20 protein-coding genes and 2 pseudogenes are annotated in these 25,473 nt (G+C 72.0%); 9 read left to right on the top strand and 13 right to left on the bottom strand.

What is annotated here, in order from left to right; translation table 11 throughout:
- Positions 1 to 113: 113 nt before the first annotated feature.
- From argF to J7E94_RS14215, 7 genes and pseudogenes are all read right to left on the bottom strand, one after another.
- The gene (gene argF, locus J7E94_RS14245; protein ID WP_215015532.1) at positions 114 to 1,124 is read right to left on the bottom strand and encodes an ornithine carbamoyltransferase; all 1,011 of its coding nucleotides are present in this window, start codon (positions 1,122 to 1,124) and stop codon (positions 114 to 116) included.
- Between the two features lie 163 nt (positions 1,125 to 1,287).
- Positions 1,288 to 2,517 (bottom strand): arginine deiminase, encoded by a 1,230-nt coding sequence (locus J7E94_RS14240; protein ID WP_215015531.1) that lies wholly within the window; start codon positions 2,515 to 2,517, stop codon positions 1,288 to 1,290.
- A gap of 46 nt (positions 2,518 to 2,563) precedes the next feature.
- Complete coding sequence (locus tag J7E94_RS14235; protein WP_251056646.1) at positions 2,564 to 3,070, bottom strand: hypothetical protein; 507 nt, start codon at positions 3,068 to 3,070, stop codon at positions 2,564 to 2,566.
- Positions 3,071 to 3,254: 184 nt separating this feature from the next.
- Positions 3,255 to 5,837: a polynucleotide kinase-phosphatase gene (locus J7E94_RS14230; RefSeq protein WP_215015523.1), complete on the bottom strand. Its 2,583-nt coding sequence runs from the start codon at positions 5,835 to 5,837 to the stop codon at positions 3,255 to 3,257.
- Complete coding sequence (locus J7E94_RS14225) at positions 5,834 to 7,363, bottom strand: 3' terminal RNA ribose 2'-O-methyltransferase Hen1 (RefSeq protein ID WP_215015521.1); 1,530 nt, start codon at positions 7,361 to 7,363, stop codon at positions 5,834 to 5,836. The genes J7E94_RS14230 and J7E94_RS14225 overlap by 4 nt, the downstream gene beginning before the upstream one ends.
- A gap of 18 nt (positions 7,364 to 7,381) precedes the next feature.
- A complete protein-coding gene (locus J7E94_RS14220; RefSeq protein WP_374224440.1) occupies positions 7,382 to 7,783 on the bottom strand; it encodes a homocysteine S-methyltransferase family protein in 402 nt (133 codons plus the stop codon).
- A 44-nt stretch (positions 7,784 to 7,827) separates the two neighbouring features.
- Positions 7,828 to 8,483 (bottom strand): annotated as a pseudogene (locus tag J7E94_RS14215) (LLM class F420-dependent oxidoreductase); the annotation flags it as partial.
- 231 nt (positions 8,484 to 8,714) lie between these two features.
- Here J7E94_RS14215 and J7E94_RS14210 point away from each other — a divergent pair.
- Entirely contained in the window at positions 8,715 to 9,041 is a 327-nt protein-coding gene (locus J7E94_RS14210; protein ID WP_215015563.1) for a hypothetical protein, read from the top strand.
- A gap of 67 nt (positions 9,042 to 9,108) precedes the next feature.
- On the opposite strand, the gene J7E94_RS14205 is transcribed toward J7E94_RS14210, so the two are convergent.
- The 4 genes from J7E94_RS14205 to J7E94_RS14190 all read right to left on the bottom strand — a co-directional run bounded on the left by J7E94_RS14205 (position 9,109) and on the right by J7E94_RS14190 (position 12,116).
- Complete coding sequence (locus J7E94_RS14205) at positions 9,109 to 9,594, bottom strand: DUF6099 family protein (protein ID WP_215015519.1); 486 nt, start codon at positions 9,592 to 9,594, stop codon at positions 9,109 to 9,111.
- 123 nt (positions 9,595 to 9,717) lie between these two features.
- The gene (locus J7E94_RS14200; RefSeq protein ID WP_215015517.1) at positions 9,718 to 10,137 is read right to left on the bottom strand and encodes a nucleotide pyrophosphohydrolase; all 420 of its coding nucleotides are present in this window, start codon (positions 10,135 to 10,137) and stop codon (positions 9,718 to 9,720) included.
- Complete coding sequence (locus J7E94_RS14195; RefSeq protein ID WP_251056653.1) at positions 10,064 to 11,506, bottom strand: ATP-binding protein; 1,443 nt, start codon at positions 11,504 to 11,506, stop codon at positions 10,064 to 10,066. Before J7E94_RS14195 ends, J7E94_RS14200 begins: the two co-directional genes overlap by 74 nt.
- Positions 11,507 to 11,720: 214 nt before the next feature.
- Complete coding sequence (locus tag J7E94_RS14190) at positions 11,721 to 12,116, bottom strand: cell division protein SepF (protein WP_053691438.1); 396 nt, start codon at positions 12,114 to 12,116, stop codon at positions 11,721 to 11,723.
- 178 nt (positions 12,117 to 12,294) lie between these two features.
- Here J7E94_RS14190 and J7E94_RS14185 point away from each other — a divergent pair, with 178 nt between their 5' ends.
- Together J7E94_RS14185 and J7E94_RS14180 are read left to right on the top strand one after the other, a co-directional pair.
- Complete coding sequence (locus J7E94_RS14185; RefSeq protein ID WP_215015515.1) at positions 12,295 to 13,017, top strand: DUF2470 domain-containing protein; 723 nt, start codon at positions 12,295 to 12,297, stop codon at positions 13,015 to 13,017.
- A 91-nt stretch (positions 13,018 to 13,108) separates the two neighbouring features.
- The gene (locus J7E94_RS14180; RefSeq protein ID WP_215015513.1) at positions 13,109 to 14,029 is read left to right on the top strand and encodes an NADP-dependent oxidoreductase; all 921 of its coding nucleotides are present in this window, start codon (positions 13,109 to 13,111) and stop codon (positions 14,027 to 14,029) included.
- A gap of 61 nt (positions 14,030 to 14,090) precedes the next feature.
- On the opposite strand, the pseudogene J7E94_RS14175 reads toward J7E94_RS14180, so the two are convergent.
- Positions 14,091 to 14,306: pseudogene (locus J7E94_RS14175) on the bottom strand (LLM class flavin-dependent oxidoreductase); the annotation flags it as partial.
- 982 nt (positions 14,307 to 15,288) lie between these two features.
- Between J7E94_RS14175 and J7E94_RS14170 the strand changes: the two are divergent.
- The 6 genes from J7E94_RS14170 (at position 15,289) to J7E94_RS14145 (ending at position 23,376) form a co-directional block, all read left to right on the top strand.
- Positions 15,289 to 17,154, top strand: a complete 1,866-nt coding sequence (locus J7E94_RS14170) for a methylmalonyl-CoA mutase family protein (RefSeq protein WP_215015511.1) — start codon at positions 15,289 to 15,291, stop codon at positions 17,152 to 17,154.
- Positions 17,151 to 19,337 carry a methylmalonyl-CoA mutase gene (gene scpA, locus J7E94_RS14165; protein WP_215015509.1) on the top strand — a complete coding sequence of 729 codons (2,187 nt, stop codon included), beginning with the start codon at positions 17,151 to 17,153 and terminating at the stop codon, positions 19,335 to 19,337. The genes J7E94_RS14170 and scpA overlap by 4 nt, the downstream gene beginning before the upstream one ends.
- 10 nt (positions 19,338 to 19,347) lie before the next feature.
- A complete protein-coding gene (gene meaB / locus J7E94_RS14160; RefSeq protein ID WP_215015506.1) occupies positions 19,348 to 20,331 on the top strand; it encodes a methylmalonyl Co-A mutase-associated GTPase MeaB in 984 nt (327 codons plus the stop codon).
- A gap of 378 nt (positions 20,332 to 20,709) precedes the next feature.
- The gene (locus J7E94_RS14155; protein WP_215015493.1) at positions 20,710 to 21,885 is read left to right on the top strand and encodes an acyl-CoA dehydrogenase family protein; all 1,176 of its coding nucleotides are present in this window, start codon (positions 20,710 to 20,712) and stop codon (positions 21,883 to 21,885) included.
- Positions 21,886 to 21,908: 23 nt separating this feature from the next.
- Positions 21,909 to 23,156 (top strand): cytochrome P450, encoded by a 1,248-nt coding sequence (locus J7E94_RS14150; protein WP_215015491.1) that lies wholly within the window; start codon positions 21,909 to 21,911, stop codon positions 23,154 to 23,156.
- 7 nt (positions 23,157 to 23,163) lie between these two features.
- Positions 23,164 to 23,376 carry a ferredoxin gene (locus tag J7E94_RS14145; RefSeq protein ID WP_215015489.1) on the top strand — a complete coding sequence of 71 codons (213 nt, stop codon included), beginning with the start codon at positions 23,164 to 23,166 and terminating at the stop codon, positions 23,374 to 23,376.
- A gap of 164 nt (positions 23,377 to 23,540) precedes the next feature.
- Here J7E94_RS14145 and J7E94_RS14140 read toward each other — a convergent pair whose 3' ends face one another.
- Positions 23,541 to 24,974, bottom strand: coding sequence for an NAD(P)/FAD-dependent oxidoreductase (locus J7E94_RS14140; RefSeq protein ID WP_215015487.1), 1,434 nt, complete (start codon positions 24,972 to 24,974; stop codon positions 23,541 to 23,543).
- Between the last annotated feature and the right edge of the window lie 499 nt (positions 24,975 to 25,473).

Genomic DNA, 25,473 nt, shown 5'->3' with positions numbered 1-25,473 from the left:
GTATCACTGGAACGTGACTGCCGTCACATAAGCACGACATCCTGGTGGCGACCCGGGTGGGGCGCCGGGCCGGCCGGCCCGGCGCGGCCGCCGCCGTACGACCCGCGGTATGACTATGCGCCGGGCTTCGCGAGCGTCGCGACGAGGACCGCCTTGATGGTGTGCAGCCGGTTCTCCGCCTCGTCGAAGACGACCGAGTGCACCGACTCGAACACCTCGTCCGTCACCTCCAGCGATTCCAGGCCGTGCCGCTCGTGGATCTCCCGGGCCACCTTGGTGCCGAGGTCGTGGAAGGCCGGGAGGCAGTGCATGAACTTCACGTCCGGGTTCCCGCTGGCGCGCAGCACGTCCATGGTCACGGCGTACGGGGACAGTGCCTCGATCCGCTCGTCCCAGACCTCCTTGGGCTCGCCCATGGACACCCAGATGTCGGTGATGACGAAGTCGGCCTGGGCCACACCCTCGTCGATCCGCTCGGTCAGGGTGATCCGGGCCCCGCTCCGCGCGGCGAGCTCGCGCGCCGCCGCCACCACGGGCGCGGCCGGCCAGTAGGCCTCGGGCGCGACGATCCGTACGTCCATGCCCAGCAGCGCGCCGGTCACGAGGTAGGAGTTGCCCATGTTGAAGCGGGCGTCGCCGAGGTAGGCGAAGGAGATCCGCTCCAGCGGCTTGGCGCAGTGCTCGGTCATGGTGAGGACGTCGGCCAGCATCTGGGTCGGGTGCCAGTCGTCGGTGAGGCCGTTGAAGACGGGCACGCCCGCGTGGGCGGCGAGCTCCTCGACGGCGTCCTGGCTGTCCCCCCGGTACTCGATCCCGTCGAACATCCGGCCGAGCACCCGGGCGGTGTCCTTGACCGACTCCTTGTGGCCCATCTGCGAGCCGGAGGGGTCGAGGTAGGTGGTGCGGGCCCCCTGGTCCGCGGCGGCGACCTCGAAGGCGCAGCGGGTGCGCGTCGAGGTCTTCTCGAAGATCAGCGCGATGTTCCTGCCCTGGAGCGAGGGCTGCTCGGTGCCGGCCTTCTTGGCCGCCTTGAGCTCGGCGGCGAGCTCGATCAGGCCGCGGAACTCGGCGGCGGTGAAGTCGAGCTCCTTGAGGAAACTGCGACCTGCGAGGTCGGGGGCCATGGGATCGCTCCAGCGTCACGGTAACAGGGGATGTTGGAAGTCTATACGATCCTCTGCATTGATATACGGAAAGGTGATCGCTGCCTCACGGAGCCGCCGCCGATCGCGCAGGGCCTCGCAGCGGCCTGGCAGCGTCTCCCTCCGCGCCCGTGGGCCCGCCGGCTCAGGCCACTGCGTCGCGCTCCACCGGGCAGCTCATGCAGCGCGGTCCGCCCCGGCCCCGGCCCAGCTCGCTGCCGGGGATCTCGATCACCTCGATGCCCTCCTTGCGCAGGTGGGTGTTGGTGGTCACGTTCCGCTCGTAGGCGACCACCACCCCCGGCTCCACGGCCAGCACGTTGCACCCGTCGTCCCACTGCTCGCGCTCCGCCGAGTGCACGTCCTGGCCCGCCGTCAACACCCGGAGCGAGTCCAGTCCGAGCGCCGCCGCGATGGCCCGGTGCATGTGCTCCGGCGGGTGGTCGGTCACCTTCAGCTCGGACGCCGCGTCGCCCGGCTCGATCGTGTAGGAGCGGAGCATGCCGAGCCCCGCGTACTGAGTGAACGTATCTCCGTCCACCATCGTCATCACCGTGTCCAGGTGCATGAACGCCCGCCGCTTCGGCATGTCCAGCGCCACGATGCTCGTCGCCGACCCTGCGGCGAACAGGCCCCGGGCCAGCATCTCCACCGCCTGCGGGGTGGTCCGCTCGCTCATGCCGATCAGCACCGCGCCGTTGCCGAGGACGAGCACGTCCCCGCCCTCGATCGTCGACGGGTAGTCCGCCTGCCCCTGCGACCAGTAGTGGAAGGCCCCGGAGGAGGTGAAGAGCGGGTGGTGCTTGTAGATCGCCTCGAAGTGGACGGTCTCGCGCTGCCGGGCCGGCCAGCGCATCGCGTTGATGGACACCCCGTCGTAGATCCAGGCGGAGGTGTCCCGGGTGAAGAGGTGGTTGGGCAGCGGGCCCAGCAGGAAGTCGTCCAATTCCATGGCGTGGAAGCGCACCGACACCGGCTCCGCGTGCCGCTCCAGGAACTCGCGCTTGGTCATCCCGCCGACCAGCGCCTCGGCCAGCGCGGCCGAGCCCAGCCCGTCGAAGACCGCCCGCAGGTGGTCGGTGGCGAGCGGACCGTACTCCTTCTCGTCGAACACCCGGTCCAGTACGAGGCGTCTCGCCTCCGGGATGTCGAGGGCCTCGCGCAGCAGGTCGCCGAAGAGGTGGACCTCCACGCCCCGGTCGCGCAGTACGTCCGCGAAGCCGTCGTGCTCCTGGCGGGCCCGGCGCACCCACAGCACGTCGTCGAAGAGGAGCGCGTCCTTGTTGCTCGGTGTGAGCCGCCTCAGCTCCAGGTCGGGCCGGTGGAGGATGACGCGGCGAAGCCGCCCGGTCTCGGAATCGACATGGAATCCCATGCCGTACACGTTCGCAGACCGGGCGGCCTTTTGACCTGGTGTCTGCTCAGCGGGGCAGAGCCAGGCCCAGGAGCGCCTCCGGAGCCCCGGTCAGTTCCGGGGCGATCAGGCCGAGCTCGGGCGCCGCCAGGTTCGGCACACCGGAGTTGGAGGCGTCCGGCATCGTCAGCAGGCCGCCGGCGACCAGGCCGGGGGTCCGGGCCAGCAGGTCGGTGGCCGGAGCCTCCAGCGAGCCCTCGCCGTCCGTCTCCGGCGCGCCCAGCAGGTTCGGCACCGGGGAGGTGACGAGGGTGTTGCCGAGCTCGGTGCCGATCGGGATCACCGGGAGCAGGGGACTGGGGAGCATGTCCCCCCCGTGGAAGCGCGGCGCCTCGGGCGCTCCGACGATCGGCACCGGCACCCCGGTGGCCAGGCGCGGGGTGTCCACGCCCAGCGTGGTCTTCACGGCGTCCAGTGGGACACCCACCGGCACCGAGTCGGCCACGGCCGGGGTGGCCGCGCCGGCCGCGGCCATACAGGTCATGAGCGCCGCAATGCTTCCGCGCGCGGTCATCTTCATAGGTGACGTTCCGTCCTTCCAGGGTCGCGGACATTCCGCTGCCCTGGATGAACGATCCCGCTGGTGGGTTTCCCGGAGTTCTCCCCCAAAGTTCCCCCATACGACCTAATGGGCGGCCCTCCCGCGGTCCCGGCTTGACGGGCGCGCGGGAGGGGCGGAGCGCCGGAGCCCCCGCCGGTCAGAGCCGGGGGTCGACCGGCTCCGATTCCAGGGCGAGCACCGCGAAGACGGCCTCGTGGACCCGCCACAGCGGCTCCCCGTCCGCCAGCCGGTCCAGCGCCTCCAGCCCGAGCGCGTACTCGCGCAGGGCGAGGGAGCGCTTGTGCCCGAGGTGCCGCTCGCGCAGCTTCTCCAGGTGGTCGGGCCGTGTGTACTCAGGACCGTAGATGATCCGCAGGTACTCGCGTCCGCGCACCTTGACCCCGGGCTGGACCAGGCGGCCCTTGCCGTCCCGGGCGTAGGCCTGGAGCGGCTTGACGACCATTCCCTCGCCGCCGGCGGCCGTCAGCTCCAGCCACCAGTCGGTGCCCGCCCGTACGGACTCCTCGTCCGCGGTGTCCACCAGGATCCGGCCGGTGCGGCGCAACAGCCCGGTGCCGGCAGGCTTGCCGGCGCCGTCGGCTTCGACGAGCCGGTCCAGCCAGAACAGCTGCTCGTCGTGGGATACGGCGGCCAGCGACCGGCCGGCCGCCGCCAGCAGCTGGAACGGCGCGAACCGTACGCCGTCCAGCCCGTCGGTGGTCCAGCAGTAGCGGCGGTAGGCGTCGGTGAAGGCGGCCGCGTCGGCGGCCCGGCCGCGCTGGCGCTCCAGCAGTTCGCCGGTGTCGATGCCCCGGGCTGCGGCCGCCTCCAGGGCGGCGATGGCGCCGGGGAAGACGGCGCCGGAGGCCGCGCCCACGGCGGCGTACTGGTTGCGCAGCAGTCCGCCCGACTTCAGGGACCAAGGCAGGAGTTCGCCGTCGACCAGCAGCCAGTCGGTGGCCAGCTCGTCCCAGAGGCCGGCGTCGGTGACCGCCGCGCGGAGCCGGGCCAGCACCTCCTCGGTGACCTCGGGATCCTTGAAGAAGGGCCGTCCGGTACGGGTGTAGACGGAGCCGGTCGGGCCGTCGACGCCGAAGCGCTCGCGGGCCGCGTCGGCGTCCTTGCAGACCAGGACGGTGGCGCGGGAGCCCATGTGCTTCTCCTCGCACACGACCTGGGCGACGCCGTCCTTGCGGTACTGCTCGAAGGCCTCGGCCGGGTGCTCCAGGAAGCCTTCCTCGCGTGAGGTGACCGTGGGCGCCATCGTCGGCGGCAGGTACGGGACCAGCCGCGGGTCCACGGCGAAGCGGCTCATGACCTCCAGGGCGGCGGCCGCGTTCTCCTCGCGCACGTTGACGTTGCCCAGGTGGCGGGTCTCCACGATCCGGCGCCCGTGCACGTCGGCCAGGTCGAGCGGGCGCCCGTCGTGCCCGCCCGGCGCCTCGGTGGCGAGCGGCTTGACGGGCTCGTACCAGACCTTCTCGGCCGGTACGTCGACCAGTTCGCGCTCGGGCCAGCGCAGGGCGGTCATCTTCCCGCCGAAGACCGCGCCCGTGTCGAGGCAGATGGTGTTGTTGATCCAGGCGGTGTTCGGGACCGGGGTGTGGCCGTAGACCACCACGGCCTTGCCGCGGTAGTCCTCGGCCCACGGATAGCGCACCGGCAGCCCGAACTCGTCCGTCTCGCCGGTGGTGTCCCCGTAGAGGGCGTGCGAGCGGACCCGGCCGGAGGTCCGGCCGTGGTACTTCTCGGGCAGGCCGGCGTGGCAGACCACCAGCTTGCCGCCGTCGAGGACGTAGTGGCTGACGAGGCCGCGGATGAACTCCCGCACCTCCTCGACGAACTCTTCCGGCTCCATCTCCAGCTGCTCGATCGTCTCGGCGAGTCCGTGGGTCTGCTGGACCTTGGAGCCCTTCAGGTAGCGGCCGAGCTTGTTCTCGTGGTTCCCGGGCACGCACAGGGCGTTGCCGGACTTCACCATGCCCATGACGCGGCGCAGCACGCCCGGGCTGTCGGGGCCGCGGTCGACGAGGTCGCCGACGAAGACGGCGGTGCGCCCCTCGGGGTGGACCCCGTCCTCGTAGCCGAGCTTGGCGAGCAGGGTCTCCAGCTCGGAGGAGCAGCCGTGGATGTCACCGACGATGTCGAAGGGGCCGGTGAGGTGGGTGAGGTCGTTGAACCGCTTCTCCAGGACGACCTGGGCGGTCTCGGCCTCCTCGACGGAGCGCAGCACGTGCACCTTGCGGAAGCCCTCGCGCTCCAGGCCGCGCAGCGAGCGCCGCAGGTCGCGGCGGTGGCGCTGGATGACCGCGCGGGGCAGGCCGGCCCGGTCGGGGCGGGCCGCGTTGCGCTCGGCGCAGACCTGTTCGGGCATGTCGAGGACGATGGCGATGGGCAGGACGTCGTGCTCGCGGGCGAGCTGGACCAGTTGCCGGCGGGCGTCGGCCTGGACGCTGGTGGCGTCGACGACGGTGAGGCGGCCGGCGGCGAGGCGCTTGCCGGCGATGTAGTGCAGGACGTCGAAGGCGTCCTTGCTGGCGCTCTGGTCGTTCTCGTCGTCGCAGACCAGGCCGCGGCAGTGGTCGGAGGAGATGACCTCGGTGGCCTTGAAGTGCTTGCGGGCGAAGGTGGACTTGCCCGATCCGGTGGCCCCGATCAGGACGACGAGGGACAGGTCGGTGACGGGAAGTACGCGGGTGCGGTGGGTCTCGTCGGTCGCGATGGTCGTCTCGGTGGTCATGCTGCCTCGCCCTCCTTCGGGGTGTCGGTGGCGGTGTCGGTGGTGGGGGTGGTGCCGGTGGTGCCCTCGGCTTCGCCGGTGTCGCCCGTGACAGCGGTGAAGACGGCCATCTGGGTGGGCGGCCCGACCTCGGGGTCGTCGTCCCCGACGGCGACGTAGTCCACGCCGTAGCCGTGCCGCTCCGCGACCCGGCCGGCCCAGGCCCGGAACTCCTCGCGGGTCCACTCGAAGCGGTGGTCGCCGTGCCGGACGTGCCCGGCGGGCAGGGTCCCCCAGCGGACGTTGTACTCGACGTTCGGGGTGGTGACCAGGACCGTGCGGGGGCGGGCCGAGCCGAACACCGCGTACTCCAGCGCGGGCAGCCGCTCCGGGTCCAGGTGCTCGATGACCTCGCTGAGCACGGCCGCGTCGTAGCCGGCCAGCCGCTTGTCGGTGTAGGCGAGCGAACCCTGGATCAGTCGGACGCGCGCACTCTGGCGCTCCCCGAGCCGCTCCAGCCGCAGGCGCTTGGCCGCGAGGTTCAGGGCCCGCACGGACACGTCCATGCCGACGATCTCGCTGTACGCCGGGTCCTTGAGCAGCGCCTGGACCAACTGCCCCTGCCCGCAGCCGAGGTCCAGCACCCGCTGGGCCCCGGCGGCCCGCAGCGAGGCGAGGATCGCGTCGCGCCGCTGTACGGCGAGCGGCACCGGCCGCTCTTCCGTGTCGCGGTTCTCGTCGACCGCGTTGTCGAGCTCCTCGACCTCGCTGCCGTCGGATTCGGCGAGGCGGACCAGCTCCAGTCGCTCCAGGGCGTCCTGGGTCAGCCGCTTGTGGCGGGCCAGGTAGCGGGAGCTGATCAGGCCGTTCTCCGGGTGGGCGGCGAGCCAGCCCTCTCCGGCGCGCAGCAGCTTGTCGACCTCGTCGGGGGCGATCCAGTAGTGCTTGGCGTCGTCGAGCACGGGCAGCAGCACGTACAGCTGGCGCAGGGCGTCGGCGAGCGGCAGCTCACCCTCCAGCACGAGCCGTACGTAACGGGAGTCCCCCCACTCGGGGAACTGCGGGTCGAGCGGTACGGGCTCGGCGTGTACGAGGTCCCAGCCGAGCGGGTCGAACAGCCGGTGCACCAGCTCCGCCCCGCCGCGCGCGGGCAGCACCGGGATCTCGACCCGCAGCGGCCGCGTCTGCTCCGGCAGTTCCGGGCGGGCGGCGCACTGGCCCTTGAGGGCGCTGCGGAACACCCCGCTGAGCGCGACGGCGAGCAGCGAGGAGGCGGCGTACGGGCGGTCGTTGACGTACTGCGCGAGCGCGGCGTCGGGCGCCCCGCCCCGGCCCTTGCCCTGGCCGCGCCGTACGAGCGCGACGGGATCCACCTCCAGGAGCAGCGCGGCCGTGCACCGCTGGGCCGTGGCCTCGGGGTAGAACACGTGGGCGGTGCCGTGGGAGGTGGAGAACGCCTGCGTCTTCCCGGGGTGCTTGTGCAGCAGGTAGCCCAGGTCGGTAGCGGGTCGTTCAGGGGAGCCGGTGGTGGAGATCGTCAGGAACACACAACCGATTGTTGCTGGTCACCGCCGCTCGCTGCCCCCTATTTTCCGGCGGAGGGCGGCGATCCGGTCGGGACCGGTCCGGCAGCAGCCGCCGATGAGGCGGGCGCCCGTGCCGTGCCAGGCTTCGGTGGGCCAGGGGGTCGGGGTCCCGGGGGCGTGCCAGGTCTGGGTGGCGGCCTCCCAGACCGAGCCGTCGTTGGGGTAGGCCAGGAGGGGCTTGGCGGTGGCGGTCGCCGCCGAGGCCAGGGCGGGCAGGACGTCCGCCGGGGCGCAGCAGTTGACGCCGACGGCGATGACCTGCGGGGACCGCGCGGCGAGGGCGAAGGCCTCGGGGAGGGCGGCGCCGGAGCGGGTGCGGCCCCCGGCGACGGTGTAGCTCAGCCAGGCCGGGGCGCCCGTCTCGGCGAGGACGGTGAGCAGCGCCTCGGCCTCGTCCGGATCGGGGACGGTCTCCAGGGCGAGCAGCGCCCGGCCTCCTCGGCGGCCTCCCGGACCCGGCCGAACTGCCGCTCGCTGTCGGCGATCGACCCGAAGGGCATGTTGAACTCGTCCGCGTACCGCGCGGCGAGCCGCGGGGTGCGCCGGGCTCCGTGGCCGCCGATGAGGACGGGCACCTTGGCCTGGAGGGGCTTGGGGAGCGCGGGAGAGTTCTCCACCTGGTAGTGGCTGCCCGCGTAGTCGAAGGTGGCGCCGGCCTCGGTGGCCCACAGGCCGGTGATGACGGCCAGCTGCTCCTCCAGCCTGGCCATCCGCTCCGCCGGGAAGGGGATTCCGTAGGCTTTGTGCTCCTCCTCGAACCAGCCCGCTCCCAGGTCCAGTTCGACCCGGCCGCCGGACATCCGGTCGACCTGGGCCACCTGGATGGCGAGGACGCCGGGCAGCCGGAAGGTGCCGGCGGTCATCAGCGTGCCCAGCCGGATCCGGCTGGTCTCGCGGGCCAGGCCGGCAAGGGTGACCCAGGCGTCGGTGGGGCCGGGCAGGCCGTCGGCCGAGCCCATCTTCAGATAGTGGTCGGAGCGGAAGAACCATCGAAGCCCAGGTCCTCGGTGGCCTTGGCGACGGTCAGGAGGGTGTCGTAGCTCGCGCCCTGCTGGGGCTCGGTGAAAATGCGAAGATCCATGCTCCCCATCCTGCCTCCCCGGGCCGCCTCCGGGAGGCGCCCGCGTGCCACCCCGGCCGGGTGAATCTGCGCCAACGGGACGGGCCGACCCCAGCCCCGCCAGTGACCAGCCCGGATGGGGATCGTTGGCTCGGACGGAGCCGGACCGCCCGGCCCGCGCGCCGGCGGCCTTTCGCCGGTGCGTCCACCGCACCCTTCCGCCTCGGAAGGGCCAGGGCCGAGGAGGCCGCCATGTCCCATGAGTCCCTGCCGGAGACCTGCCGACAGAACGGACAGACCGGACAGGCGGCACACGACCACGCCGGTCAGGAGTCCCCGGCACCCGCCCAGGGCGGCGCCCCGAAGGGCCTGATCCAGCAGATGGAAGAGCTGATGGCGGCGCTGAACGCCGACCTCTCGCAGCTCGACGCCGACCTCCAGTCCTCCGCGGACCGCACGCCCGGCACGACCACCGGCGCCGCCGGCACCACTGGCACGCCCGGCACCACCACCGGCACCACCGGCACGCCCGGCAGCCGTGCCGCCGAGAGCGAGCGCCCCTCCTACCCGTCGCACTGACCGCGCGGGTCCCGTCGCGCGCGGCGGGACCCCACCCCCACCGGCACCTCCACCTCTACGGTCTCGCTCAGGCCACGCCCGAGGCGGACCCCCGCTCGCGCACCGCCATACGGCGCAGGAGGGCCCGCACCCGGTCGCTCGACTCGTCCGCCGCATCGATCGACTCTATGCACTGCCAGTACAGGGCCTCCTCGTCCGTCCCGCAGGCCACCCCGACCAGGGCGATGCCCACTTCGCCGAGCAGCGCCTGGAGTCCGAGCAGCGCCTGCCGGACATCGGACACCTCCGTCAGCTGAGCCGCCCGCGGCGGATACTCGGGCGTGCTGCCCTCTCCTCGCAGCGCCGCCCGGTCGAGTACCCCGCAGCCTCTGCTTCCCGCTTCTCCCAGTCCCCGCGCCTCCGATCTCAGCTCCGGCGGCCCCATGACCGCCAGATAGCCCCCAACGCCCTGGGCGAGCGCCTGGGCCTGCCAGGCCTCGCCCACTATGTCCCACGCAGCCCCGGTCTGTGCCAGCGCGTGCCGACCGGCCGCGATGAGCCGTACCGCATCCATATGCCGTCCCCCGTCCGCACGACATCCCGCCGTTCTCACCACTACCCAGAGTGAGGGCAACGAGTCAGTAAAGCCAGGGGTATTCGGAAAATGTGGACACAAACGTGATTGTGGAAGAGTCCATCACTCCGAAGAGTGACGATGTGACGCCTGAGGCCCCGTCACAGGGAAGCGGAGCTCGTTCCTCTCGATCTTCGCGGCGAGCGCATCCAGCACATCCACCCCGAGAACCTCGCAGAACTGCAGCAGATACGCGAGGACGTCGGCCACCTCGTCGGCCACGCGGTGGGCCGTCTCCGGCGTCTCCATGACCGCCGCCGACTGCTCCGGGGTCAGCCACTGGAAGATCTCGACCAGTTCGGCCGCCTCGACGCTCAACGCCACCGCCAGATTCTTGGGCGTGTGGTAGGGCTGCCAGCCGCGCGCCGCTGCGAAGTCGGCCAGCCTGCACTGGAGTTGCCCGAGCCGCTCACCGTGCGGTTCGGGTGTCCCGGCCGTTTCGTTCGCCTCGTTCACCTCGTTCACCTCGTTCGCCTCGTTCATGGGTCAGGTCTACCACTGTGACGCCGGGGAGGGTCCGGGCGGTGTCCGCGAGCTCCTCCCCCACCGCCGCCACCAGCCGGATGTGGCCGTGCGCGCCGGCCAGCTGGGCCAGGCGCAGCAGTTCCGCGCCCTGGCGCCGGTCCAGGCCGCGGTCGAAGCCGTCGGCCAGTACCGTCAGCGCCTGCTGCGCGGAGAGCAGTTCGGCGGCGGGGTCCATGGCTAGCACGCCCGGGCCGGTCAGCAGGACCAGGGCCAGGGCGAGGAAGCGGAGTTCCCCGGCGCCGAGGCGGGCCAGTTCCGTGGCGGGCCGGGCGGGGCCGCGCTCGAGCACCGCCGTGACGGGCCCGCCCGCGGGGGCCCGTACCTCCAGCCCGGCGACGGGTCCCGCGCAGCCCGTACGGGCCGCCTCGGTCAGCAGCGCGTGCCGGGTGCCGCATTCGTGGCGGGTCCGGCGCAGTACGTCGGCCAGGTTGGCGCAGTCGGCCAGGAGCCGTCCCTCCCCCGGCGGGACGGGGGCGCGCATCCGCTCCGGGCGGGGGTCGCAGGGGAACACCGAGCGCAGGGCGACGACCACCTGCTCGGCGGCGGCCAGGACCTGCCGCTGGCCGGCGGTGGCTCCGGCCACGCGGAGCGGGAGCAGGGCGGTGCCGAGCCGGTCGTCGGGCAGCGGGGCCCGGGTGACCCCGGTGGTGCCGCCGGTCAGCCAGGCCGCTTGCACGCAGCGGCGGCCGGGGTCGCGCAGGGCGGTGGCGAGCAGGACCTGCCCGTCCTGGGAGAGCCGTTCGCCGACGATCCGCAGGGCGGGCTCGGCCTGGACGGCGAGGTCGAGCCGGACCGGCCCGGCGGGGCCGTCGACCGTACAGCCGATGCGGAATCCGCGCCGCTGCCCGGCGTCGGGGACGGCCAGGTCGGGGATGCGCAGGCCCGGGTCCGGGAAGGCGTCCTCCAGCGCGGCTCCGGAACCCAGCGCGGCGAGTGCCTCGTAGGCGGCCAGGGCCTGGGACTTGCCGCTGCCGCTCGGACCGGCGAAGAGGGTGACGGGCCCGAGCCGGAAGGCGGCGCCGCGGTGCGGTCCGAAGGCGGAGAGGCGCAGCGCGGTGACCACGGGCCGCCGCTCCGGCACCCGCTGCGGTGTCCGCGGCGCGGGCTCGGCAGGCGCTCCGGTCCGCCTGAGGCCGACGGGCCCGATCTGCGCCGGCACGACCGGACCGACGGAGGCCGGCTCCGCCGGCGCCTTGGCGGCCGGCCCCTGCCCTGTGGCGACTTGGGCCACCGGCCGGGGCCCAGCGGCCGCTGGGGCCGACACGGGGCCGGCGAAGGCCGGCGCCGGCACGACCGGGGCAACGGGGGCCGACACGGCCGACGCCATGGGGGCGGGCAAGCCCACCGGGGTGGGCGCGGCCGGGGCCGCGGCGGGCGGGCCGGGCGGGCCGGGCGGGCGGAACGGGGCTTCGTGGGCGGCGGGGGCTTCGTGGGCGGCGGATAACGCGGCGGCGGCTTCGGGAGGGGCGTTCATGCGCGGGACGGTACGGGCCGCCGGGCCCCCCGTGGGCCCGGCGAACCGTTCCGGCGTCGCGACGTTCCTACGATCGGGGGACGGCCGCCGCCGCGATCCCCTCGACCTCGGTCCCCACGGGCGCCAGCAGGAAGACGTTCCGGTCCACCCGGTGCATGCCGCTGCCCAGCCCGAAGACCACGCCGCTGCTGAAGTCGAGGATCCGCTTGGCGACTTCGCTGTCCGCACCGGTCAGGTCGAGCAGCACCGGGATCTGCGCGATCAGGTACTCCGCCACCTCTCGCGCGTCGGCGAAGACCTGAACCCGGATCACCACGAAGCGCCGCTGCTCCGCCGCCGACGCTCCGGGCGCCGTGGGGATCGTGCGGTGGTCCACCCGGGAGGGCCATTCGTTGCGACTACGCAGGGGGACCACCTGCGCGAGCCCCTCCCACTGTTCGTCGGTGACGTCGTACCTGCTCACCGGGCCGCCTCGGCCGTGCGCTTCATGTGCATCCCCCCATCCTCTCGTGTTTCACCCGTTCAGCCCAACAGCGACACGACCCATCCGAGCTACTCCCCACGAGCGCAATGGGTTAGGTTAGGCATGCCTAAGTAAGACTTAGTCAGCTGCCTGCCCTCGGGACGATGGAGAGATCCGCATGCGCATGTCCGGTGCCCCCGCCCCCGCCGCCCCGGCCTCCCCGGCCGCCCGGCCCACCGACGCCGAGCGGGTCCGTTCGGTCCTGGCCGCCGCCCACTCCCTGACCGTGGTCACCGACGGACTGCGCTCCGAGGTCCGCCACCTCGACGGCACGGACCCGATGGGCCGCCTCCACCTGCACCCCGCCGAGCCCGGCGGCGACGCCGAGGACCGGCCCGCGATCCGGCTGGAGTTCACCGACGTCGCCCCCACCCCCGTACGGGACCGGGTGCGCGCCCGCGTCACCGTGGTGGGCCGCCTGCTGACCCCCTACACCGACGAGGCGGCCGCCTCCACCTGCGTGGAATTCGGCCAGGCGGTCCTGGAGACCCCGGACGGGTTCGCGTACGTCGGCCTCGAAGAGCTGGACGCGGCCCGCCCCGACCCGCTGGCCCCGTACGAGGCGGGCATGCTCACGCACCTGCTCGACGCCCACGCGGACCTCGTCACCCTGCTGCTGCGCCTGGTCCACCCGCTGCCCGCCGGGGCGGTCCTGCGCGCGCTGCCGGCGGCCATGGACCGGTACGGGATCACCCTGCGGCTGGAGGAGCGGCGCGGCCACCGCGACGTACGGCTGCCCTTCCCCTCGCCCCTCGACGACGTCGACCAGTCGGGCGCCCAGATCCAGGCGCTCTTCAGCGCGGCCCGGCGGCGCTCGCACCGCAACACGCTGCCGGCCTGAGGAATGAGGCCGGACTCAGGAACGGACTGAGGAACGAGGACGGACCGGGGAACGAGGAATAGCGCGCGCCCGGGGTCCGTTGGTGACGATCATGAAGGCCATCACGTACAACGCATACGGAACTGCCGACACCCTCAAGCTCGTTGACGTCCCGGAGCCCAAGGTCGGTCCGGGCGAGGTCCTCGTCCGCGTCAAGGCCGCCGGGGTCAACCCGGTGGACTGGAAGCTCGCCGCCGGATACCTCGACCCGATCCTCGAAGTGCGCCACCCGGTCATACCCGGCTGGGACGTCGCCGGTGTCGTCGAGGCGGTCGGTCCCGACACCTTCGACTACGCCGTCGGCGACGAGGTGTACGGCTACGTCCGCAAGGAATGGGTGGAGCTCGGCACCTACGCCGAACTGGTCACCGCCCCCGTCCGGACGCTGGCGCGCAAGCCCCGCGAGCTCACCTTCGAGCAGGCCGCGGGCATCCCGCTGGCCGGCCTGACCGCCTACCAGTCCCTCACCCGCGTGGGCCTCACCTCCGGCGAGACCGTCGTCATCCACTCCGCGGCGGGCGGCACCGGCTCCTTCGGCGTGCAGATCGCGGTCGCCCTCGGCCTGCGGGTCATCGGCACGGCCGGCGCCCACAACCACGACTACCTGCGCTCGCTCGGCGCCGAGCCGGTCCTGTACGGGGAGGGCATGGCCGACCGTATCCGCGAGCTGGCGCCCGAAGGCGTGGACGCGGGCCTGGACTTCTACGGGGACAATGTCGTCGAGACCCTCCAGTCGCTGGTCAAGGAGCGCCACCGGGTGGTCTCCATCGCCGACTACGAGGCCGCCGCCAAGGGCGCGCACCAGCTGTGGGTACGCCCCGACACGGCCGACCTGACCTTCCTCGCCGAGCTGGCCGACGCCGGCAAGCTCACCGTCAACGTGGAGCACGCCCTGCCGCTCGCCGAGGCGGCCAAGGCCTGGGAGCTGAGCGCCGCGGGCCGCACCCGCGGCAAGATCGTCCTGACGGTCTGACGCGGTATGACGGTTCTGCGAACGTGAGCAGGGGGGCGGTCCTCCGGGGACCGCCCCGCGCTCACGAGGTGACCGCCTCCCGGGTGTGGCGGCTGGCCGGGCGCGGCAGGCCGTAGTGGTCGCGCAGGGTGGCGCCGGTGTACTCGGTGCGGAAGAGCCCGCGCCGCTGGAGGATCGGCACGACGTGGTCGACGAAGTCGGCCAGGCCGGCGGGCAGCACGGGGGCCATGATGTCGAAGCCGTCGGCGGCTCCGTGCGTGAACCACTCCTCGCGGTACTGGGCCAGGGCCTCGGGGAGGGCGTCGGGCTTGAGGGCGGCGTGGTTCACGGTCGCGCAACGTGCCCGCCATACCCCGCAGCGCCGCCCCTGCGGGGCGCCTTCCTGCCGTGCCGAATGTGCGGCTCCGCCGCGGGGGGCTCCGCCCCCGCCCCCGCCCCCGCGCCTCAAACGCCGCCGGGGCTGAGAACCCGCTGCGCGCCATTCCCGCTCCGCACGGCAAGCGAACGCACTGGGCGCATGCCGAACACCGCGCCGGGACGCATCCCCGCGCCCTGCCCGCCGCACGCGCGGGGGACGATTGGGGCGGGCTCGGGAGACGGTTCCGTGCAGCGGCGTCGGGATGAGACGCGGCGCCGGCCGGCAAGGCGGCAAGCGGAGGTGACCCGGGGCGGCCCCCGGGGCGACCCGGTGCTGCGCAGGCGCCCGCGCCAGGGGCGGCCCTGCGCCGCCGACAAGACGGAAACGGGGTCACCCGAGGCGACCCGCGGGCAACCCGGTGCTGCGCAGGGGCGCGGCGGGACGGCGGCGCTGCACCGGCCGGCAAGGCGGCAAGCGGAGGTGGCCCGGGGCGGCCTCCGGGGGCGACACGCGGCGCGCCCGCGCCGGGAAGCGGCGGGGCGGAGCGGCGCCGACCGGTAGGGCGGGCGCCGGCCGCGGGGCGATCTCCCCGCGCCCCGGGTGCGCGGGGGTTGTTCTGTTGGATGTGGTCAATCCGGCGGTTGGGGCCGTGACCGGGCCGGCGAGCATTTTGGGTGGGTGCCACCTGGAGGTGATGGTCGGCGCCGCGGCGGCGACATCGCGCGTCCGCGACCGTCCGGCGCGGATCACGACCCCGCGCGCAGGTTCGGCCGTACTGTCGGAAGCAGCCGCAACGCCGCTGCTCAGCCGGGCATTCCGTGATCCTTCAGCACGCCATGAGAGTGCGAGATCACACCCAGCGGTATGGTGCCGCTCCAGTGCCGCCCCTAGCATTCGAGCCATGACGGTCCTGCCTGACGACGGGCTCTCCCTGGCCGCCGAGTTCCCTGACGCGACGCATGAGCAGTGGCAGCGCCTTGTAGAAGGCGTACTGCGCAAGTCGGGCAAGGAAGCCTCCGGCGAGGCCGCAGAAGACGCTTTGTCCACCCCACTCGAGGACGGGCTCACCACCCGCCCGCTGTACACCGCGCCGCCCGACGGGACGGCTCCCGACACCGGTTTCCCCGGCTTCGCCCCCTTCGTTCGGGGCGGCAAGCCGGAAGGCACCACCGCGAACGGCTGGGACGTGCGCCAGCGCCTCGCGGGCTCCGATCCCGTACGCCTGAACGAGGCCGTTCTCGCCGATCTGGAGAACGGGGTCACCTCGCTGTGGCTCCCCGTGGGCCAGGGCGGCCTCCCGGTCGACGGCCTCGCCCGGGCACTGGACGGCGTCTACCTCGACCTCGCTCCGGTGTCCCTGGACGCCGGAGCCGAATACGCCGCGGCCGCCCGCGCGTTGCTGGACCTGTACGCGGAGCGGGGGGTGGCCCCCGAGGCGGCCCGCGCCTCGCTCGGCGCCGACCCGCTGGGCCATGAGGCCCGTACGGGCGAGGCACTCGACATGGCCGACGCCGTGGAGCTGGCCCGGGAGGCCGCCGCCGGCCGGCCCGGGGTCCGCGCCCTGACCGTGGACGCCCTGCCGTACCACGAGGCCGGCGGCAGCGCCGCCGAGGAGCTGGGGCTGTCCCTGGCCACCGGCGTCGCCTACCTGCGCGCGCTCACCGGGGCCGGCCTGAGCACCGCGGCGGCCTTGGGCCAGCTGGAGTTCCGCTACGCGGCCACGGCCGACCAGTTCCTCACGATCGCCAAGCTGCGCGCCGCGCGCCGCCTGTGGGCCCGTGTCGCCGAGGCCTCGGGGGCCCCGGAGGCGGGCGCCCAGCTCCAGCACGCGGTGACCTCGCCGGTGATGATGACCCGCCGTGACCCGTGGGTGAACATGCTGCGCACCACCGTGGCCTGCATGGCCGCCGGCGTGGGCGGCGCGGACGCGGTCACCGTGCTCCCCTTCGACCACGAGCTGGGCCTGCCCGATGCCTTCGCGCGCCGCATCTCCCGCAACACCTCCACCATCCTGCTGGAGGAGTCGCACCTGGCCCGCGTGATCGATCCGGCCGGCGGCTCGTACTACGTCGAGCACCTCACCGCCGAACTCGCCCACGCCGCCTGGGAGTTCTTCCAGACCCTGGAGAAGGCCGGCGGCCAGGCCGCCGCCCTGCGCTCCGGGCTGGTCGCCGACCGCCTCGCCGCCACCTGGGCCGAACGCTCGAAGAAGCTGGCCAAGCGCCGCGAACCGATCACCGGTGTCAGTGAGTTCCCGCTGCTGTCGGAGAAGCCCGTCGTCCGCGAAACCGCCCCCGCCGGCCCCACCGGCGGCCTGCCCCGCGTGCGGCGCGACGAGGCCTACGAGGCGCTGCGCGCCCGCAGCGACGCGCATCTGGCGGCGACCGGCGCCCGGCCGCGGATCTTCCTGGCCGCACTGGGTCCGGCGGCCGCGCACACCGCGCGGGCCACCTTTGCCTCGAACCTGTTCCAGGCGGGCGGCATCGAACCGGTGCACGACCCGGTGTCCGTGGACCCGGCGACGGCCGCCGAGGCCTACGCCGCGAGCGGCTCCGACGGCGTGGCCGTGCTCTGCTCCAGCGACGCGCTGTACGAGGAGCAGGCCGAGGCGGTGGCCGGGGCCCTGCGCGCCGCGGGTGCCACGACCGTGTTCCTCGCCGGCAAGCCGGGTACCGCAGAGGCTTCCGTGGACGAGTACGTCTTCGCCGGCTGTGACGCCGTCGCCGTGCTGTCCTCCGTACTCGACCGGATGGGAGTGCCGGCATGAGCATCCCCGATTTCTCCGAGCTGCCGCTCGGCCCCACCGCCGCCGCCGGGGTCTCCGAGGACCAGTGGCGCTCCGCGGTGAAGGAGTCCACCGGCACCGCGGCCGCGGACCTGCTGTGGGAGACCCCCGAGGGCATCGGTGTCAAGCCGCTGTACACGGGCCGGGACCTGGAGGGCCTGGACTTCCTGCAGACCTACCCGGGCGTGGCCCCGTACCTGCGCGGCCCGTACCCGACGATGTACGTCAACCAGCCCTGGACCATCCGCCAGTACGCCGGCTTCTCCACCGCCGAGGAGTCCAACGCCTTCTACCGGCGCAACCTGGCGTCCGGCCAGAAGGGCCTGTCCGTCGCCTTCGACCTGCCGACGCACCGCGGCTACGACAGCGACCACCCGCGGGTGACGGGCGACGTCGGCATGGCAGGCGTGGCGATCGACTCGATCTACGACATGCGGCAGCTGTTCGACGGGATCCCGCTGGACAAGATGTCGGTGTCGATGACGATGAACGGCGCGGTGCTGCCCGTTCTCGCGCTCTACATCGTGGCGGCGGAGGAGCAGGGCGTCTCCCCCGACAAGCTCGCCGGGACCATCCAGAACGACATCCTCAAAGAGTTCATGGTCCGCAACACCTACATCTACCCGCCCAAGCCCTCGATGCGGATCATCTCCGACATCTTCTCCTTCACCTCGCAGAAGATGCCCCGCTACAACTCGATCTCCATCTCCGGCTACCACATCCAGGAAGCCGGAGCCACCGCCGACCTCGAACTGGCCTACACCCTCGCCGACGGCGTGGAATACCTGCGCGCCGGACAGGCCGTCGGCCTCAACGTGGACGCGTTCGCACCCCGCCTGTCGTTCTTCTGGGCGATCGGCATGAACTTCTTCATGGAGGTCGCCAAGCTCCGCGCCGCCCGACTCCTGTGGGCACGCCTCGTCAAGCAGTTCGACCCGCAAAACGCCAAATCCCTCTCGCTGCGCACCCACTCCCAGACCTCGGGCTGGTCGCTGACCGCGCAGGACGTCTTCAACAACGTCACCCGCACCTGCATCGAGGCGATGGCCGCGACCCAGGGCCACACCCAGTCCCTGCACACCAACGCCCTGGACGAGGCGCTCGCGCTGCCCACCGACTTCTCGGCGCGCATCGCCCGCAACACCCAGCTCCTCCTCCAGCAGGAGTCCGGCACCTGCCGCTCCATCGACCCGTGGGGCGGCAGCGCCTACGTCGAGAAACTGACCTACGACCTGGCCCGGCGCGCCTGGCAGCACATCCAGGAGGTCGAGGCCGCCGGCGGCATGGCCCAGGCCATCGACGCGGGCATCCCCAAGCTGCGCGTGGAGGAAGCCGCCGCCCGCACACAGGCGCGGATTGACTCCGGCCGGCAGCCCGTGATCGGCGTCAACAAATACCGGGTCGAGACCGACGAGCAGATCGACGTCCTCAAGGTCGACAACTCCTCGGTCCGCGCCCAGCAGATCGCCAAACTCCGTAGGCTGCGCGAGGAGCGCGACGAGGCGGTCACGCAGGACACCCTGCGGGCGCTGACGAACGCGGCCGAGCGCGGCGACGGCAACCTCCTCGCCCTCGCGGTGGACGCGGCGCGCGCCAAGGCGACCGTCGGTGAGATCTCCGACGCATTGGAGAAGGTGTACGGGCGGCATGCGAGCCAGATCCGTACGATCTCGGGTGTGTACCGCACCGAAGCAGGCGAATCCCCGTCCGTGGAACGCACCCGCGCCCTCGTCGACCGGTTCGAGGAGGCGGAGGGCCGCCGTCCGCGCATCCTGGTCGCCAAGATGGGCCAGGACGGCCACGACCGCGGCCAGAAGGTCATCGCGACCGCCTTCGCCGACCTCGGCTTCGACGTCGACGTCGGCCCGCTGTTCCAGACCCCGGCGGAAGTGGCCCGCCAAGCCGTCGAGGCCGACGTCCACGTCGTGGGCGTCTCCTCCCTCGCCGCCGGCCACCTGACCCTCGTACCCGCACTGCGCGAGCAGTTGGCGGACGAGGGCCGCGAGGACATCATGATCGTCGTCGGCGGAGTCATCCCGCCGGCCGATGTCCCCACCCTGCTGGAAATGGGAGCGACGGCCGTCTTCCCGCCTGGAACGGTCATCCCCGACGCAGCCCACGACCTGGTGACGCGGCTCGCCGCGGATCTGGGTCACGAGCTGTAGGCGGCCGCCGGTGCCGAAGATCGACATCGAGGCCTATGCGAAGGGGGTGCTCGACGGGAAGCGCGCGTTCATCGCGCGCGCCATCACTCTCGTCGAGTCCACCCTGCCCGCGCACCGGACCCTGGCCCAGGGCCTGTTGACGGAGCTCCTCCCGCACGCAGGGAAGGCGCGCCGGATCGGCATCAGCGGGGTGCCGGGCGTCGGCAAGTCCACCTTCATCGACGCGTTCGGCACGATGCTGACCGGGCTGGGCCACCGGGTCGCCGTCCTGGCCGTCGACCCCTCTTCCACCCGCACCGGCGGCTCCATCCTCGGCGACAAGACGCGGATGGAACGCCTGTCCGTCGACCCGGCGGCCTTCGTGCGGCCTTCGCCCTCGGCCGGGACGCTGGGCGGGGTCGCGAAGGCCACCCGCGAGTCGATGATCGTCATGGAGGCGGCGGGCTACGACGTCGTCCTCGTCGAAACCGTCGGCGTCGGCCAGTCCGAGACCACCGTCGCCGGCATGGTCGATTCCTTCCTCCTCCTCTCCCTGGCCCGCACCGGCGACCAGCTCCAGGGCATCAAGAAGGGCGTCCTGGAACTGGCCGACGTCCTCGCGGTGAACAAAGCCGACGGCCCCCACGAGCGCGACGCCAAGGCCGCCGCCCGTGAACTGTCGGGCGCGCTGCGCCTCATGCACCCCGCCGACGCCGCCTGGACCCCACCCGTCCTCACATGCAGCGCCCGCGAATCGGCCGGGCTGGACGAGGTGTGGAACCGCCTCGAACAGCACCGGACCCTCCTGGACGCAGGCGGCCGACTCGCCGCGAAGCGGGCGGCCCAGCAGGTGGAGTGGACCTGGTCGATGGTCCGCGACGAGCTCTTGGAGCGGCTGCGTTCCAGTCCGGCGGTACGGGGTCTCGCGCCGGGCCTCGAAGCGGCGGTCAGGGAGGGTTCCCTGACACCCACCCTGGCGGCGGACCGCCTGCTGGCCGCCTTCGGCGAGGGCTGACCCCGCCGGCACGGACGTTCTGCCGTGCCGGTGCACGGGGCCTTGCCCCCTGCCCGCCCTCCACCCGTCCCCTGGGCTCCGCCCAGACCCGCGCCTCACCCCCCGGCTTCCGCTGGAGGGGACCGCCGGCGGGGCTGAATTCAGCCCCGCCGGCGTTTGAGGCGCCGGGCTGGATGTGAACTTCCAAATCATCATGAAGCGCATCACGAACTCCCATCATTTCACTCTCATGAAGAGTCATCGATCCAGTGATCGAGGGATGACTGCGGAATGTGGTGGGGATTACAGCCAAATGGCTAGAGTTGGCCCGTCACAAGGCGCCAGCACTGGACCGATCGCGTCAATTCAGCGCATCGATCCGTCATCCCCGGAGGAAAAATGACCACATCCGCCACTGTCGCAACTGGTGTCCTCGATGCAGTCAAGGAAATAATCCCGGCTCTGCGCAGCAATGGCCTGGAAACCGAAAGGCAGCGGCAGCTTCCGGACGAGAACATCGCACTTCTCGAAAAGGCTGGCGTCTTCAGGATCGCCGTCCCGGAGCGTTTCGGCGGCCTGGACCTGCCGGTGGCCGAGCAGGCCGAGATCCTGACGGAGATCGCGCGCGGCGACGGGTCGTCGGGCTGGGTCTCGATGGTGTGGGTGTCCACCGCCTGGATCGCCACGCTGTACCCGGACAAGGCCCAGGAGGAGATCTTCGCGAACGGATCCGTCCGGATCTCCGGCGGGTTCACGCCCTCGGGCACGCTCACGGAAGTCGACGGCGGATACGTACTCAACGGGACCTGGCGTTTCAACACCGGTGTCGCCGGCGCGGACTGGAACGTCCACGCGGCACTGGTCGAGCGGGAGGACGGGCAGCACGAGGAGCTCTTCGCGATCGTGCCGCGCGAGAGCGTCACGGTCGCCGACGACTGGGACGTCTTCGGCGCAGCCGGCACCGGCAGCGCGACCTCCACGGTGAAGGACCTGTTCGTACCGGCCCACCGCGTGGTGGACGCCGCGGTGTTCGACGCCTCGACGCGTGACCGGTGGAACGCCGACCTGAACGGCCGCAACTACGGCCTGACCAGCTACATCCTGGCGACGTGCGCGCCCGTGTACATCGGTCTGGCCAAAGCCGCCGTGGACATCTTCATTGAGCGGACCCCCGGCAAGGCCATCACCTACACCGAGTGGACGGACCAGGCCGAGCACCCGCACACGCACGTACAGCTGGCGGTCGCCGCCAACAAGGTCGCGGCGTGCGAGGCGCTCGCCGAGAAGTGGCTGTCGGTCATCCAGAGCAGGGAGGACGCCGGCGAGAAGCTGACCGTCCAGGAGAAGGCCGCGATCCGCGGCCAGGTCGGCTACGTCGTGCAGACGACGAAGGAAGCGGTGGAGACGCTCTACGCCATCAGCTCGGCGTCGACGATTCTGCGCAGCAACCCCTTCCAGCGCGTCTTCCGGGACATCACCGCGCTGTCCCTCCACGGCCTGCTCACTCCGGTCAGCTCCCTGGAGGCGCACGGCCGTGTCCTGCTGGGGCTCGAGCCCCGTACCGATTACATCTGACCGGTCGAATTCAGGAGACCCGCATGACCAACACTCAAGAGGCTCCCGCACTATTCGATTCCGCGTACTACCAGGATCCCTATTCGGTGTACGACTGGCTCCGGATCAATTCTCCGGTCCATCCGTTCCGCTTCCCCGTCGGTGACGTGCCGATGCTCTTCCTTTCCCGGTACGACGATGTCAAGGAGCTGCTGAGCGACCAGCGGTTCAGCAATGACGGGGCCGCCTGGGGCAGCGAGCAGTTCAAGAAGTCGGGGATGATATTCGGCGGCGACACGCTGATCGGCCGTATTATCACGGTGCTCGACCCGCCGGATCACACCCGTGTCCGCAAGCTGGCGATGGGGGCCTTCACCCCTCGTCGCGCCGCGACATGGACGGAGCCGGTCGAGCGCATCGTGAAGGAGGCGCTCGACGACCTGGAGAAGTCGGACCGTCCCGATGTCATGGACTTCGCGAGCAAGATCCCGGCGGTCGTGACCGGTGAGATCCTCGGCTTCCCGCTGGGCAGGTTCGCCGACATGCTCCACGCCATCGAGCGCGCCTTCCACGCCGACCCGGGCAACCCGGACAACGAGGCCGAGGTCTCGGCGGCGTTCGAGGAGATCGTCACCTACGGCCGGGAACTGATCGTCGAGAAGCGCCGCAACCCCGGCGACGACCTGACGTCCGTGTTCATCCAGGCGCGTGACGGCGAGGACCGCCTGACCGAGGACGAGCTGGTCTCCATGGTCGCCGTGATGATCATGGCGGGGATCGACACCACCCGGAATCTGATCGGCTCCGCCGTCCTCGGCCTGCTCGACCACCCGGAGCAGCAGAAGCTGCTGGTCGAGAAGGAGGAGCTGGTGGCGCCCGCGGTCGAGGAGTTCCTGCGCTACGACGGCGCCTTCTGCATCGGCCTGTTCCGCATCGCCAAGGAGGACCTGGTGTTCAAGGGGGTTCCGGTGCCCGCCGGCACCCCTGTGGTCGCCGGACTCCAGGCCGCCAACCACGACCCCGAGAAGTACTCCGACCCCAATCACCTCGACATCACCCGCGAAGGCCCGCGGCACCTGGCCCTCGGCCATGGACTGCACAACTGCATGGGTGCGGCCCTGGCCCGCCTGGAGACCGGTATCGCGGTCCCCGCGCTGCTGCGCCGCTTCCCGCAGATGCGGCTCGCGATTCCGCGTTCGGAGATCATGTTCGAGGAGAACTGGCTGCTGCGCAGCCTTCCGACCCTCCCCGTGGACCTGTACGGCGACGGGCCCCGCCCCACCGGCAAGTGAGGGACCGATGACACACATCCTCTCCGTCGACAAGACCGTCTGCACCGGGGCGGGTACCTGTGAGGCGATGCACCCGAAGCTGTTCCGGGTGGTCGACGACGGGTACGCGGTCGCGCTCAAGACCGAGCTCGACGACCCGGCGGACGTCCGGGACGCGGGCGACGTCCTCGATGTCTGCCCCACCGAGGCGATCCTGCTGACCCTGGCGGCAGGCGCGTAGCGCACAAGAACCACGGAGTGCGGAACCAAGGGACCAAGCAGCGTGCGGGCGGCGCCGATCGGCGCCGCCCGCACGTGTGTTGTGCGGTGCGGTGTTGTTGACATGTGGAGCGAAGGAGCCCCGGCCGGGCATCTGCCCGGCCGGGGCTCTTCGCCTTCGGTCCGTCAGCCGGCGATGACCGCAGCCTGCTGTGCGGCGGTGAGGCCGGACTCGATGGCCCCTTCCACGAACGCCCCGTACCAGCCGCTCGCGATGTCCGAGCCCGCGAACACCATGCGCCCGTGCGGCTGCTGGATGGCCGGCAGCTGACGCAGCAGCTGCCCCGGCTTGCGCAGGCCCCAGCCCCCGCGCGTGTACGCCTCCTTGCCCCACTGCATGGCCCGGTAGTCGACCACGGTGGCTTCCGGGACCAGACCCCGCACGGCCGCCTTGACCGCCGCCGCGTCGGAGACGTTGAGCCCGGACCCGGCGAAGGCCACGTAGAGCCGGCTGCCGTCGGCGAGCTGCTTCTGCGGCAGCATCAACAGGATCGGGGAGCCCTCCGGCGCCTGGGCGTAGACGGCGTCGGAAACGCCGCTCACCTGCAGCCAGAGCTTGGTGGCGGTCGGCACCCCGACGCCTTCCAGGGCCGCGTCGGCGTGCACCTTGGGCAGGCCCGGGTTGAAGGTGATGGTCCGCCAGACGTTCACGGGGACGGCGACGACGACCACGGGAGCCTGGTAGACCAGGCCGCCGGCCGTCTTGACCTTGGTGAGACCGCTGCCGGTGTCGGTGACCGCGGTGACCGGGGAGTTGTACCGGATCCTGGCGGTGGACTCCGCGAACATCGCTTTGAGGATGGAGACCATACCGCCCGCGGGCTTGAGGCTCATGGTCGACTCGAAGCCCTCGTACGTGCCGCCGGCCAGCTGGAACCACTGGGCCATGCCCGCCAGGCCGCCGGAGGAGCTGGGGCCTCCGGCGAAGACGGAGGTGGAACCGTTGATCCACTTCTGGTCGGTGGCCGAGAGGCCCAGCTGGTCCAGCCGGGCGGCCAGCGAGGTGGCGTCCACGCTCGCCAGCAGGTCCTTTCGGTACAGCGGCTCCAGGGGACGCTCGAAGTACGTCTCGGAGCCGGCGTAGAACTGGCCGAAGAGCGTGCCGAGGTGGCCGAAGGCGTCGGCCGGAGACTGGCTTGTGAAACCGGTGGCGCTCGGCATGACCGCGCGGGTGGCCGCCACGTCCAGGCTGGTGGTGATGTGGTAGCGCTGGAGCTCTCGTTCCACGTTGGTCTGGCCCGGCCCGAACCAGCCACCACCGATGTCGACCTGCTCGCCGGCGAAGGAGCCGGTCCAGATGCGGCCGCCGATCCGGTCGCGGGCTTCGAGCACCAAGGTGTTCAGGCCCTTGGCCGCCAGCTCACGGGCAGCCGTGCCACCGGCGTAGCCGGCGCCGATGACGATCGCGTCCCAGGCCAGTTCCTCCACGGCCGATGCCCGCCCGGCCGTGGTGGCGGCCAGCGTGGACGCGAGGGCCGTGACACCTGCTGCCTTCAGCAGCGACCGGCGACCTATGGTCCGGTCCGAGGAGACTGCGTAATTTCCGCCATGACGATTCACGTGGATTCCTTCGTGGTGGGTGCCTGCCGGCACCGCATTGCGGTCCGACAGCCGTGTGACTCCGACGACTGTCCGTCACCGTTCGCTTTCCGCGCTTTCCGGGGCGGCGTCGAATTGCCTGCTCGCCCGGCGTGTCGACCCAAAACATACCCACTGGGCACGGCGTTGCTCTCTGCGGAGAGTCATCCTCCGGTATGCGGCCGATCATCGGTCGGAAGCCGCAGGGAATGCCGAGTTCAGGCCAAGGCGAGTGATGCCGCGCACCCCTGAACCGAAGTGGCCAACTCCCGATTAAAGAAACGCGCATACGGTATGTGGCCGGCCTCGGCGAGGGGGTGACCACATCCCGCCGCCCTGTCGCAGACCACCGGAACCATCGGCCGAGTATGCGTCAGAGACGCCTTTGACCTGCGGAAATCTGCCTCACACGCCACCTGCGCGACCGGCTCTGCCCCGCGCTCGCGCACGTCACCCCAGCCCGGCTCGGGCCCGTTCTGCG

This window comes from Streptomyces sp. ISL-94, assembly GCF_018614075.1.
Lineage (GTDB): Bacteria > Actinomycetota > Actinomycetes > Streptomycetales > Streptomycetaceae > Streptomyces.
This window is presented reverse-complemented; position numbering and strand designations above follow the sequence as displayed.

Bases quoted from the DNA above. Each gene is read 5' to 3' on its own strand.
- argF (WP_215015532.1), bottom strand. From the start codon at position 1,124: ATGGCCCCCGACCTCGCAGGTCGCAGTTTCCTCAAGGAGCTCGACTTC.
- J7E94_RS14240 (WP_215015531.1), bottom strand. From the start codon at position 2,517: ATGGGATTCCATGTCGATTCCGAGACCGGGCGGCTTCGCCGCGTCATC.
- J7E94_RS14235 (WP_251056646.1), bottom strand. From the start codon at position 3,070: ATGACCGCGCGCGGAAGCATTGCGGCGCTCATGACCTGTATGGCCGCG.
- J7E94_RS14230 (WP_215015523.1), bottom strand. From the start codon at position 5,837: ATGACCACCGAGACGACCATCGCGACCGACGAGACCCACCGCACCCGC.
- J7E94_RS14210 (WP_215015563.1), top strand. From the start codon at position 8,715: ATGTCCCATGAGTCCCTGCCGGAGACCTGCCGACAGAACGGACAGACC.
- J7E94_RS14205 (WP_215015519.1), bottom strand. From the start codon at position 9,594: ATGGATGCGGTACGGCTCATCGCGGCCGGTCGGCACGCGCTGGCACAG.
- J7E94_RS14200 (WP_215015517.1), bottom strand. From the start codon at position 10,137: ATGAACGAGGCGAACGAGGTGAACGAGGTGAACGAGGCGAACGAAACG.
- J7E94_RS14195 (WP_251056653.1), bottom strand. From the start codon at position 11,506: ATGGCGTCGGCCGTGTCGGCCCCCGTTGCCCCGGTCGTGCCGGCGCCG.
- J7E94_RS14185 (WP_215015515.1), top strand. From the start codon at position 12,295: ATGCGCATGTCCGGTGCCCCCGCCCCCGCCGCCCCGGCCTCCCCGGCC.
- J7E94_RS14180 (WP_215015513.1), top strand. From the start codon at position 13,109: ATGAAGGCCATCACGTACAACGCATACGGAACTGCCGACACCCTCAAG.
- J7E94_RS14170 (WP_215015511.1), top strand. From the start codon at position 15,289: ATGACGGTCCTGCCTGACGACGGGCTCTCCCTGGCCGCCGAGTTCCCT.
- scpA (WP_215015509.1), top strand. From the start codon at position 17,151: ATGAGCATCCCCGATTTCTCCGAGCTGCCGCTCGGCCCCACCGCCGCC.
- J7E94_RS14155 (WP_215015493.1), top strand. From the start codon at position 20,710: ATGACCACATCCGCCACTGTCGCAACTGGTGTCCTCGATGCAGTCAAG.
- J7E94_RS14150 (WP_215015491.1), top strand. From the start codon at position 21,909: ATGACCAACACTCAAGAGGCTCCCGCACTATTCGATTCCGCGTACTAC.
- J7E94_RS14145 (WP_215015489.1), top strand. From the start codon at position 23,164: ATGACACACATCCTCTCCGTCGACAAGACCGTCTGCACCGGGGCGGGT.